The organism is Nitrobacter hamburgensis X14, from assembly GCF_000013885.1.
Taxonomy (GTDB): domain Bacteria; phylum Pseudomonadota; class Alphaproteobacteria; order Rhizobiales; family Xanthobacteraceae; genus Nitrobacter; species Nitrobacter hamburgensis.
In genome coordinates this window covers 130,848-141,877 of the sequence record NC_007960.1, presented here as the reverse complement: position 1 = coordinate 141,877, position 11,030 = coordinate 130,848, and the positions used below count along the sequence as shown (strand labels likewise).

Below are 11,030 nucleotides of genomic sequence, written 5' to 3'. Positions count from 1 at the left end.
TAAAAGGGCATTATTTTTTTTGTTGTGATTTCTGAGAAAACATAGGTCTTTCATAGACTTCAACGGCTGCGGTAATTCAAGGAAATTCTGAGAAATCGAGTTGGTACTGCACTGTTGGGCGTCGGAGGTGTCCCACTGTCCCACACCCTAGGGGAGCGGGACAGCGGGACAGTGGTCGCTATTGTTTCGCTTCCGCCGGCTTGGCTTTCTTCGAGCGCTTGGCCTTCTTCAACAGCCGGTCAACCCTAGACTTGCTCATCGAAAGCTCTTTACCGATCTCGCGGGTGCTCTTACCCGCTTCCGACAGCTCCAGCACCTTCTGCACCTCCTCTGCATCTTCGCTCTTGAGATCGGTGCAGACCCACCGGGCCGCCCCTTCGTCGTCCAGCTCAAGTTTTGCCTCGAAGGCCAAGGCATCCTCGCCGAACACCCCGCGCGCCTTTGTCAGGTGCACCTCGAAGCGCGCTCCTTCGGCGGGATCATAGTCTTCCGGGTGCTTGAGCTGGATCACCGTGTCGAGCACGTCCTCCCGCTTGGACGTACCGCGCGCATTGCCCCCGCGGCCGGCGTGATGCACGACCAAGACCGTGACTCCGCGTCGCCGCAACTGGAGCAGCCAGGCCTGCATCGAGATCCAGGACTCTGCGTCACCGCATATTCATCCCAACACGCCTTGATGATCTCCCATCAATAATGCGCATCCGCGTTCGGCGGCTTGCTCTGTAGCAGCACACCGGAAACCGCCGCATTGAACCGTTCCGTCACTTCGACATGGGCGTATTCATGGACCAACGTGTGGAGGGCTTGTTCGTAGAATGCCCCAGCTCGTCTTCGAGCGGAAGCAGGACGCCGGCATTGAAGAGCATGTGGCTCTTGATTTTCCCGTCGCGGATGACGGCGGGCGTCATAGCGACGTCCAGTACAATGCCTTCCGATGGCGTGAGCTTAGGGAAGCTGCTAAATCGCTTTTTTCGTGGGAGGAGCTAAAGGCAACGTGAGTGCGGGCGCATAGGAACGGCCTCGTCCGCCATCGAAATCGAACTCGTACAGGCGGACGGAGCCGAGGGCCGTCTGGCGCTGACCGAGAAAGAAGGTGAAGGCGTTGGGTGCGGCGATGAACAGATGCGTAAGTCGTGTCCCCTCGGCCCTTGCAGAACGGACTGCGTCGATCGCCCCGTCAGCGAGCTCGAACGCGTGCCGCCCGCACGCAACGGCCTGGGCGCCGGAGCCGGTGCTCGGCTTCAGGATCAGTAACCGCCCCACGTCGGGAAGCTTTGCTTCGCAGTACCGCCGCACGTCCGCCGAGACGTCATGTGTCAGACCGAGCGCGACGGCGAGGTCCGGCTGATTCGGACGGAGCTCTATGGACTCCGCGATGAGGGGCGGCCAGCTTGGATCGGAGATCGCATCGTCGGCAGCCCAAACGCGCCGGCTCGTGCTGCGCTGCTCCAGTTCGACCTGGCGGCCCGACTTGATGTTGATGATCGAACCGGCGGCAAAGGCCAAGGTGACATGAGCGTCGAGCGCGAGCCGCAGGCGAGGGGGATCTTTGGCCGCCGCCAGCAGAAAGGTCCGAAGCGCGGGATAGAGGATAGTCTCCCAATCACTGTCGCTGCGGATGTAGCGTTCGTCGAAGGCCGGGATAAGGTCGAGGACCGAGTGACAGCGTTCCTCAAGCCTATCGAAGGCGTGCTCGAAGGATTTTATGCCATAAACGCGCCGCGCGCTCTGTGCTGGGCCGAGCAGGTCCTCGCGCGCGCAGATCGCTCGGAAGGCCGCGCGATCGAAATTGAGGCGCCCCTGCGCCATCCACTGAAAGACGACGTCGTCATAGGGAAACGCGCTCTGGTTCGCGGGAATGCGGCGCAGCCCGACCAAGCCGAACAGGATGTCGAGATGATCACGCAGGGCGTCGAGCGTGTCGGTCGCCTCGCCGAACGCGAGTGTACGCGCTAGGAGCCGAAGCTCCTCTTCGTCGATATCCAGATGCTCGCGCCAAGCCTTGCGCACCGCGCCCGCCTTGCTGTTGTCCGTCAGCGAGCCGTAGAGCCGGTCGAGGCGCATTGCGCCGGAGCGATTGCCGACCATCTCGCGCAAAGGATCTGCGCGGTCGAGGCGCCAATTCGTCACCAATTTGAACCGGACGCCGATCCCTGCGGGGGCGTAGGCGAGTTGCGCCTCGCGCGCCCGCTGCAAGAGCGAGCGCGCATTGGCATTGATAAATTCAGGATCGACGAGATGGGAATAGCCGTAGCTGTCCGGCGTCACGTGCCATTTGCACTGCATGTGCTCGCGCCGCAGTGGGTCGCCATACTGATCGAGCGCGCTACGTGCCGGATCGTATTCGACCCAGATGTCGTCGAAGCTCTTCGGACCGGTCTCGAAGCCCACCCGCGTGACCGGGCTTTGGGGATCGAGCAGGCGAGCGGCGTGCAGCCAGAAGATTCGCGCCTGAAAGGTATCGCCGTCGCGCCGGACAGTCACCGCTTGGGTCATCGACCTCTCCTCACGCCACTGGCTCGCCGTCTCGGAAGGGAGGTGTCGGCGTCATGGCTTTGGCGATCTCCACCGCGCGCGCACCATTAACCGGCCGCGAAGGATAGGCGTCGAGGACGATCGATGGCAGAAGCCGTTGGGTCAGATCCGAGAAGGTGAAGCCGTAATCCCGAGCACTGCGCTGCGGCCCGGTGGCAATGACGAGAGCGTCGATATGGTGACGGCCGAGGCCGATAGGTTCGAGACGGCTCGATAGGACAAAACGTCGCTGCTCGTCACCGGGACGGGCGAAACTAAGCACATCGGCCGCGCGCCGCCGCACCGCGGGGTCGAGTGCGCTCAGGCGGTTCGTGCACATCAGAACTGCTGCGGGAAGTTTGGCGTTGGCGATGCGGTCAATGCCGCGGATGAACGCATTCACGCCGGCCCTGTCTTCGTGGTGCATCTGCGCCGTCTCGCGTGACTGGGCAAGCGCGTCGGCCTCATCCACGAGAAGGATGACTGCTCCACGCGCCTTGCCGGAGGCGGACTTCAGCCGGGACGCTTCGGCCACCGTGTAGTCGAACGCGGCTGAGAGGAGTTGCGTCATCTCGCCGACGCGGCCTTGACCGCGGGTCGAGAGACTCAGCGGCAGAAGGGTAATGTCAATCTTCTCCTGCCGCGCGACCGCATCGCCGATCGTCTCGGCGAGTTCGGTCTTGCCCGATCCGACATCGCCGGCGAGCACCACCAGGGGCGGACGCCGCAGAACTGCATCAAGGAGCGCCTGGGTGCCAGGATGATGCCGCTGCGCCCACTCCGCCAGCCCACTGGGGTTGACGAGAAGGCCAAGGATTTTGGCGAGGCGACTCTTCTGATCGTCAAGACCGACCAGCCTTGCGAGCCGCGATTGCGGTTCGAAATCGGGATAGGTGATGCGCCGTTCGAAGAGCTCATCCAAAGTGGGCTTGGTGTTCATCAGAAGCTCCTGACACAGGCGCGATCGAGGGCTCGCCCGCCGGACGAATAGGAGTGGTCGTTGTCGAGATATCCGGAAACGCCCGGCTCGGCGGCGCCATTGCGTGAGAAGGGAAGCGTCGCCTTGAATGCGTCCCGCTGCGTCTGGGTCAGCTGGTCCCACGCGGCGCTGTAGGTCATATAGCTGTAGAACGACGCGCCGCTGATGTCCGCCCCAGGTCGGATACGGCCAGGATCGTCGTCATTGGCCGAGGCACCGGCAAGATCTCGGGCGGTGTAGCGCAGCGTCGGTTCGATCCAGTTGCCGTCCTTCCTGAAGCCGTAGGTGACCGTGCCGAGGTAGCCGGCTCTGATCATCTCGGTCGCTTCGGCTTCGTAGTTCGTAATGCTCTCATCGGACGGGCTGCCGTAGAAGCGCTGCATACGCTTGAGGTCGGTCGCGACCTTGGCTACCATGTGCCGGGCGTGGGTGACCGTGAAGGTCGAACTCTCGGTATAGCTCAAACTGTAGGACATGCAGTGACCTCACGCCTGGAAGGAGGAGCCAAAGACCTTCTGCCAATAGGCGACGGTCAGTTGCTTGTTGGGAGCGGCGAGCGCCGCGTCGACCGCGTCTCCGGCATCGATAGCGGCATCGACGATCGCGTCTGCGTTCGCCATGGTGTAGAGGCGCGCCACGTTGTTAACGGCGTTCACCGGATCGATGATCTGCACCGTGTCGGAAAACGTGCCCACCGACGAAACGGCGTAATAGTCACCGAACACGATGCGCTGCCGGAAATCGGTCCGAGCGATGTAGGTGAAGAAGTGCTGGAGCGCCTCCGGGTAGTCGGAGAAATCCAGACCGTCGTCACAGAGCTTGGCGAGAATCATCTCGATCATAAAAGATTTGAAGCGGAAGCCATCGCGCTCCTGCTTCATGCGTCGGGCCCAAAACTTCGCGAGCCGAACCACCTGCGCGAAATGCTTCTCTTGGGCGCGCTTGCGCTTGGCGGCGAAGTCCAGATGGAGCGGAATGCTCGTTTTCAAGAACGAGCCATCATCCTGGCTGATAAGGTTCCCGTACCATTGCGGGTCGCCGTCATAGAGGATCGGTACCACGTCCACGTCGAGCCCGGTCCCGCGGAAGGAGACCGTGACGGAATAGGTCTGCGGCTGCACCTGGTCGGGGCTGAAGTTAGGGAAGGCGTTGCGAAGCCGCTCGGCCAGATAATCGAGCAGCGCCCGCACATCCTTAGGTGCGTCTGCGCCGCTGACGTAGCAGGCGACGTCGATGTCGTTGAGGGAACGCAGCGCGGTGCCCTTCGCCAGGCTGCCCGAGAGCATCATCTTCTTGAGCGTGAAATCCGGATGTTCACCCAGATAACCTTCCAGCTTCTCACGAAGCCGGCGGGCCTGCGCCCGATACTCATCCGCCTTGACCTTCGGCAGGTTCACTTTGTCCTGCGCGAAGGTGGCGATCTCGCTATGGCCGACGTGCTGCCGTCCCATATGCCCAACTCCTGCTTGGCCGGCGACCCAAGGGCAGCGGCACGTTGAGGTAGTGATATAGTAGCTAAAAATTAGCTATTCAATAGCTACGCACTAGCTATTTTACGTTGACAAAAACATACTGATTCTCTATATGTTGTCACAATGACGGAGGACGAGATGACAGCGAAGAAGACGATGACGCTGAACCTCACCGACGCCGAGATGCGCGTGCTGGACGAATTGTCGGCGCGCAAGGATCTCACCAAGACGGCGGTGATCCGCCAGGCTCTGCGCCTCTATCAGACCGTCGAGGCAAGGCTCGAACGAGGAGAGAAATTCCTTTTCGAGAATGACACGACGAAGGAGAAGGCGGAACTGATGCTCCTGTGACGGAGATCTCGACCATTTACCTGCTCGATGGCGTGAGCGGGCAGGGCGTCGAGGCGGAGTTGCGCGATGCCATCGAGGAAGCTCAACTCGGCGACTGGCAAACGCAGTGGCAACCGGCGCTTATCAAGGTACTCCAGGAGTTGCGACGCAAAGGCGTCCCTATGGCTCAATGGCCGCAAAGCTGGCATTGGGATTGGCGAGAAAAGACGGCGCGCGTTCAAGGTTTCCTGGCGTTCCCTGGGTTTTGCATCGTCTGCGGTGGAGTGACCCAAGGCTTAATGTTGCTCGATCTGCGAAAAGTAGCCCGAGAGCCGTCGCAGACTGGCAAGCCTCTAGTCTACGTCGACTATCTCGAGGTCGCGCCCTGGAACCGTCCCGACCTCGAGCAGCGTCCGCAATTAAAAGGCGTCGGCATGGCTCTGCTCACGGCCGCCATCGCGCTTAGTGAGCAGGAGGGGTATCGTGGTCGGATCGGTCTCCATTCGCTGCCGCAATCTGAAGCCTTCTATCGTGACCGGTGTCGTATGTCGGACCTCGGTCCCGACGGTGCCTATCAGAACCTGAGATATTTCGAGATGACCGCCGAACGCGCGCGGTCATTTCTCGGCGAGGAGTGACGTCGATGAGAATCGAGCGAAGCAAGCAATGGTGGCTTGACCGCGCCCGGCTTGAAGGCGCCGACGTGATCGGCGCCGGTCTTGCTGCGCGCGATCCTGTTCTGGACGATCGGCCTATCGCTGGCGTGTCGGCTCCGCGCGAGGAGGCTCGCATCGCCTTCGGACGATTCATCAATCTGATGCGCCGTCAGCGCGGGTTCTCAATGGAGCGCCTAGCCGAAGAGGCTGAGCTCGATGCGAGCGAACTGCTCGTGATCGAAGGCGACGTCCATTACATTCCCGAGCCGCGCACCGTTTATCGGTTGGCGCAAACTTTCAATGTATCGCAGCAGCGGTTGATGCAGCTCGCCGGCCTCTCGGCCGCAAATGACAGCGGCCTAAGCCAAGAGGCAGTCAGGTTCGCCGCGCGATCGGAATCAGTACAGAAGTTGAGCCGGGAAGAGAATGCGGCGCTCGATGCCTTCGTTGCCGTGCTGAGCCGACAGGATGTAAAGCAGAGCAAGTGAAGAATCTCCAGCTTGGCGCCCGTACTGTTGCTGACATCGACGCACAGGTTGCCAAGGTCCTGCGGGGCCTTGGCAACCCCGAGCCGCCGATTGATCTCGCAGTCGTGCGCGACTTGCTTCGACTTGATCGATACTATTACAGCACGACAGATGATGGTCTGCTAAGTGAGACGATTAGCCGGTTGAAAGTTGCTGGACTTCAGGTTCTCCTGCGGCCCACCTTGCTCAAGGAAGCCGTTCGGAGCCTGAGTCTTAAGGCGCTTTACTTGCCCGATCAAAAGCGGATTCTTATCGACAAGGATCTCCCGAAACTCAAGCATCGTTGGAACGAAGCCCACGAGGTCGGGCACGATATCATCCCCTGGCATGAAGGCATGATGCTCGGGGACACCGAACAAACGCTCACTCCGACCTGCCACGCAATCATGGAGGCCGAAGCAAACTACGCCGCCGGCCAACTTCTCTTCCTCGCGGAGAGGTTCCGCTCAGACGCCTGCGATTCCGAGCCATCTCTTGGGCACATTCGACAGCTCAGCGAGCGCTTCGGCAACACAATGACTTCGACACTCTGGCGGTTCATCGAACAGGGACATCGCGGCCGGCCGATGGTCGCCCTTGTGACCGGACATCCGCACCAGATCAAGCGAAAGGCAGACTTCGACCCTGCAAATCCTTGTCGCTATTGCGTGCAATCGCCAGCATTCGTCCAACGTTTCGGTGGGTTAGGCGAAGTGGATTTGTTTCGCGTCGTAACGAGCTATGCCGGCGCACAGCGCGGCGGAGGTCTCGGGGCGAAAGAGGTCATTCTTGCCGATGCCTCTGACGAGCGGCACCTCTTCAAATTCGAGACGTTCTTTAATGGGCATGAAGCTTTGACGCTTGGGCACTGGCTTCGAGCAACTCCAAAGCCTGCCGTTTAGATGCATCACGGAAAGCTTCACGATGCTTCGGGACACAGCGCCTGGTTGATCTATCGTCGCACGGCGATGCTCGGTACGCCCTCATCGTAATACATCTGAACCGGAAGGCAGCGGGATTACCTCACAGCTCGACGGCAGGTTGATCGGGGAATAGGCCGGCACCGCCTTCATACGATCGATGACGGACTCATGAATGTAGGCGCCATCAGGAATTACGCGCGGCTCTGCGCTCGGGATGTAGTGGCGGAGCCACGACCGGCGATCCTTCCATTCTTTGAATCTGTCTGCTTTCGGTATCCACTCCAGACTGCGCCACGCAAGCGTCATCGATTGATGTGGATCACGCCTGATGTCGGGTGCCACATAGCTAAAAGGGCTTCCTCTACGTTGAATACCCCACGCCAGCTGATTGACGGTTTGTCGGCTAACCGTAAGGCCATATTTGACCGCCTCCTCGATCATCCAGAGTAACGGGAACTTCGAAAGACCGCTTTCTTTCTCAGCGTAACCTCCACCGATATCGGCATGCACGCCCGCGAACCACACTTGAAGCGAATCCTGCGGCTCGGCATTGTTCGTCGCACTGAAGCGATTGTGCATAAACGTCTGGGTCTCCTTCCACGGCTCAAGGCGGAGCATCCTGCGCCGCTCGTCGATGGCGATGGCGTGGCGAAACACCTTCACACTCGGATTGACCTGCGTGAACGACAGCTTTTGGAGACTGAAAGCATAAAAACGGTCAGGACGTGGCACGATGACACTTGCCACGGTGTCCCAAACGCCAAGAAATTTGATTGTAGGCCATCGGGTCGAAACGATCCGCGCGAATTGTGAGGCCGGATCATCACGCGCCGCCGGCGGCGCTTGCCGTTCGTCTTCCGTATCGACAGATGTATTGTCCGGGCCTTTTTGCTCATCCCGTTCAACGATCGTTGAATTCGCCTGTTTGTAGGCTGTGAGCGCGGCATCGGCTAGATTGCATTGTTGTGGAGCGAGCAGGCCGACCTTGTGGATAAGTCCTGCCAGAACCCGCACCGTATAGGCGCCGCGACTAAATCCGAACAGGAAAATGTCGTCACCTTCTTCGTAATTGTTGATCAGGAAACGGTAAGCTTTGAGAACGTTGTCGTCGAGACCATAACCGGTTGCGAGGCCCAGCACGGTGACCGTGTCCTGTTTGAGCTTGGTCCACGGATTCGGGCGCGCAAGCGTACCGACACCGGGATCGTAAAACGCTATTTGCCGGGGATCGGTCTTGTCCGTCTTGCGGAGCACACGATAAAGCTTCAGCACATTCGAAATGTTCTCACCGATCTCGTTTCCCGTACCGTCGCAACAGACGATTAGATTCTTCATGCTATTCCTCCGCCCCGTAACGACCGTTCCGGCGTTAGTTATATCGATGCAACCTGACTGTCGCGCACATACGTTTTGCACAATGCACCCGCACTCGAATCTTTGCGACTTGTTGCGCGCGAGCGTGATAGGCTAACGCGCGAATTGAGCACTTGCCCACACTTCAAACAGCGGTCTCTGCGCATGCTGCATCCAGTAGGCGCCGGTGCAGCGCTGTGATCCGCGTAATTCTTCTAAGCCTGAACTGCCTCCATGGAAAAGCCCCGCCCGAATCGATGGGCGGGGCTTTCACTGTGATCGCACCGTCCCGCCCCGCCGTCGGCCATGGCGCGCGAGGCGACGTCATGCGCGCGCTATTGAGTGAGACCAGCAGTGCAAAACGTGCTCGGTTCCAGTTCACCCACGGTGCACAGTGACTGGTTTGTGTTCTTACCGTCACGGTCCTGACTCATCCGGGGGTTAAACGGTCGGCATGAGGGAGTTCGTGTATGCTAAAGTTGTCACCGCAGAAATTCGCACCTGAGCTTGTTTCAACCATGCGCTCAGTGCTGAACGTTGCTGTCGATCAGATTGACGCGGCCCACCGCACGCCTGCTACCAAAGCGAAGATGGCCGAGCGAATCCTTCGAACGGCCGCTGAAGGTGTTACTGAAGCTCAGGATTTTATTACCGTAGCAATCGAGGAGGGGAAGCAGCCGGCAGACTAGACGCTCGATTCCATGAAAGCTACGCATATGCATCGCTTACTTTACCCAAGAAATACAGGCTGTTTCGAGAGCAACGATATGATTCGAACTTTGCAAGCGCCTGACTAGGCTTTCCACGTTGGAATTGGACGCCGCTTTTGTGTGCTTCCACCATGGTGTCGCGAGCGTTGTTTCTACGGTAATCTTCAACATCAAATACGGTGGATACGGAGGCACCATGCCGGCGGTTACGCTTTCGGCCACGCCCAAGGGCAATGGCTATCAGGCGACGGTAACGTTTCTCGACGGCGTCTCGATGAGTTCGGCCGAAACTTATCCTACAATCGCCGAGGCGATCGCCGCGGGCGCGAGGAAGCTGCTCGATACGCCAGAGCGCCTGGAAGCGCTCGATCGATCGGAAGCCGCACGCGTCTTCTGAAGCGCGGATAAGCCGGCGTCAGCGCCAGCCGAGCGCCGGCGCGACATGGGCCAGTATCGCCTCGATCACATGCGTATTGTAGGCGACGCCCAATTGGTTCGGCGCGGTCAGGAGCAGCGTGTCCGCCTCGGCAATCGCCTCGTCGGTCTTGAGTTGCTCGATGAGGACGTCCGGCTCGGCGGCATAGCTTCGACCGAAGATCGCTCTTGTCTTCTCATCGATGAAGCCGACCTGGTCCTTTTCCTCGCCGCCACGACCGAAGTAGGCGCGATCGCGATCATCCAGCAGCGCAAAGATGCTGCGGCTCACCGAGACTCGCGGCTCGCGGATATGGCCGGTCTCCTTCCAGGCAGCGCGGAAGGCCCGGATCTGGGCGGCCTGCTGCATATGAAAAGGCTCTCCGGTCTCGTCATTCTTGAGGGTCGAGCTCTGCAAATTCATCCCGAGCTTCGCCGCCCAAATCGCGGTAGCGTTAGAGCTGGCTCCCCACCAGATGCGGCCGCGCAGACCATCTGAATGGGGCTCGACACGCAGCAGGCCCGGCGGATTTGAAAACATCGGTCGCGGATTGGGCTGCGCAAACCCTTCGCCGCGAAGTAAGTCGAGGAACACCTCCGCGTGACGCCGGCCCATATCGGCGTCGCTCTGCCCTTCTGCCGGCTGGTAGCCAAAGTAGCGCCAGCCATCGATCACCTGTTCGGGCGAGCCCCGGCTGATCCCCAATTGCAGCCGCCCGCCGGCAATGAGGTCGGCCGCCCCGGCATCCTCGACCATGTAGTGCGGGTTCTCATAGCGCATGTCGATGACCGCCGTGCCGATCTCGATGCGGCTGGTCTTGGCGCCGACGGCCGCCAGTAGCGGGAAAGGCGAAGCGAGCTGGCGGGCAAAGTGGTGAACGCGGAAATAGGCGCCGTCTGCGCCAAGCGCCTCAGCCGCGACGGCCAGATCGATGGATTGCAGCAGCGCGTCGGCCGCCGATCGCGTTTGCGATTGCGACGAAGGCGTCCAGTGCCCGAACGACAAGAATCCGATCTTCTTCATAAGAACACAGCCTAACGATGGCTTACGCATGGGAGCAAGAGCAGAATATCGAAAGCGGTAGTCTCTGCGCGCGCTCCATCCGGCGGGCGCCGGTGCAGCGCTACGATCCGCGTCATTCTTCGAAGCCGGGACTGCCTCCATGGAAAGGC

At 60.1% G+C, this 11,030-nt stretch carries 14 protein-coding genes; 6 read left to right on the top strand and 8 right to left on the bottom strand.

All coding sequences use genetic code 11. The features are described 5' to 3' along the window. Positions 1–178: 178 nt before the first annotated feature. The 6 genes from NHAM_RS22940 to NHAM_RS22920 form a co-directional block, all read right to left on the bottom strand. Positions 179–628 carry a hypothetical protein gene (locus tag NHAM_RS22940; protein ID WP_011505067.1) on the bottom strand — a complete coding sequence of 150 codons (450 nt, stop codon included), beginning with the start codon at positions 626–628 and terminating at the stop codon, positions 179–181. Positions 629–761: 133 nt separating this feature from the next. Then, on the bottom strand, positions 762–908 hold the full coding sequence (locus NHAM_RS27340) for a hypothetical protein (protein WP_157043854.1): 147 nt from the start codon (positions 906–908) through the stop codon (positions 762–764). A 49-nt stretch (positions 909–957) separates the two neighbouring features. Next, on the bottom strand, positions 958–2,496 hold the full coding sequence (locus NHAM_RS22935) for an SAVED domain-containing protein (protein ID WP_011505068.1): 1,539 nt from the start codon (positions 2,494–2,496) through the stop codon (positions 958–960). A 10-nt stretch (positions 2,497–2,506) separates the two neighbouring features. Beyond that, the gene (locus NHAM_RS22930) at positions 2,507–3,454 is read right to left on the bottom strand and encodes an AAA family ATPase (RefSeq protein WP_011505069.1); all 948 of its coding nucleotides are present in this window, start codon (positions 3,452–3,454) and stop codon (positions 2,507–2,509) included. Continuing rightward, entirely contained in the window at positions 3,454–3,969 is a 516-nt protein-coding gene (locus NHAM_RS22925; RefSeq protein ID WP_011505070.1) for a hypothetical protein, read from the bottom strand. Before NHAM_RS22925 ends, NHAM_RS22930 begins: the two co-directional genes overlap by 1 nt. 9 nt (positions 3,970–3,978) lie before the next feature. Beyond that, positions 3,979–4,944, bottom strand: a complete 966-nt coding sequence (locus NHAM_RS22920; protein WP_011505071.1) for a CBASS oligonucleotide cyclase — start codon at positions 4,942–4,944, stop codon at positions 3,979–3,981. 159 nt (positions 4,945–5,103) lie between these two features. Here NHAM_RS22920 and NHAM_RS22915 point away from each other — a divergent pair, with 159 nt between their 5' ends. Genes NHAM_RS22915 through NHAM_RS22900 form a run of 4 tightly spaced genes read left to right on the top strand, consistent with a single transcriptional unit; the run spans position 5,104 to position 7,359 of the window. After that, the gene (locus NHAM_RS22915; protein WP_011505072.1) at positions 5,104–5,316 is read left to right on the top strand and encodes a ribbon-helix-helix protein, CopG family; all 213 of its coding nucleotides are present in this window, start codon (positions 5,104–5,106) and stop codon (positions 5,314–5,316) included. A gap of 59 nt (positions 5,317–5,375) precedes the next feature. Then, complete coding sequence (locus NHAM_RS22910; RefSeq protein ID WP_245270123.1) at positions 5,376–5,933, top strand: GNAT family N-acetyltransferase; 558 nt, start codon at positions 5,376–5,378, stop codon at positions 5,931–5,933. A 5-nt stretch (positions 5,934–5,938) separates the two neighbouring features. Continuing rightward, a complete protein-coding gene (locus tag NHAM_RS22905) occupies positions 5,939–6,439 on the top strand; it encodes a helix-turn-helix domain-containing protein (RefSeq protein WP_011505074.1) in 501 nt (166 codons plus the stop codon). Next, positions 6,436–7,359 carry an ImmA/IrrE family metallo-endopeptidase gene (locus NHAM_RS22900; protein ID WP_011505075.1) on the top strand — a complete coding sequence of 308 codons (924 nt, stop codon included), beginning with the start codon at positions 6,436–6,438 and terminating at the stop codon, positions 7,357–7,359. The genes NHAM_RS22905 and NHAM_RS22900 overlap by 4 nt, the downstream gene beginning before the upstream one ends. Positions 7,360–7,440: 81 nt before the next feature. Here NHAM_RS22900 and NHAM_RS22895 read toward each other — a convergent pair whose 3' ends face one another. Then, positions 7,441–8,715: a DUF2235 domain-containing protein gene (locus NHAM_RS22895; RefSeq protein ID WP_011505076.1), complete on the bottom strand. Its 1,275-nt coding sequence runs from the start codon at positions 8,713–8,715 to the stop codon at positions 7,441–7,443. Between the two features lie 488 nt (positions 8,716–9,203). Between NHAM_RS22895 and NHAM_RS22890 the strand changes: the two genes are divergently transcribed. Both NHAM_RS22890 and NHAM_RS22885 read left to right on the top strand, forming a co-directional pair. Next, positions 9,204–9,422 (top strand): hypothetical protein, encoded by a 219-nt coding sequence (locus tag NHAM_RS22890; RefSeq protein WP_011505077.1) that lies wholly within the window; start codon positions 9,204–9,206, stop codon positions 9,420–9,422. A gap of 217 nt (positions 9,423–9,639) precedes the next feature. Further along, positions 9,640–9,840: a hypothetical protein gene (locus NHAM_RS22885; protein ID WP_041359723.1), complete on the top strand. Its 201-nt coding sequence runs from the start codon at positions 9,640–9,642 to the stop codon at positions 9,838–9,840. 18 nt (positions 9,841–9,858) lie between these two features. Here NHAM_RS22885 and NHAM_RS22880 read toward each other — a convergent pair whose 3' ends face one another. Beyond that, a complete protein-coding gene (locus NHAM_RS22880) occupies positions 9,859–10,881 on the bottom strand; it encodes an LLM class flavin-dependent oxidoreductase (protein ID WP_011505079.1) in 1,023 nt (340 codons plus the stop codon). Between the last annotated feature and the right edge of the window lie 149 nt (positions 10,882–11,030).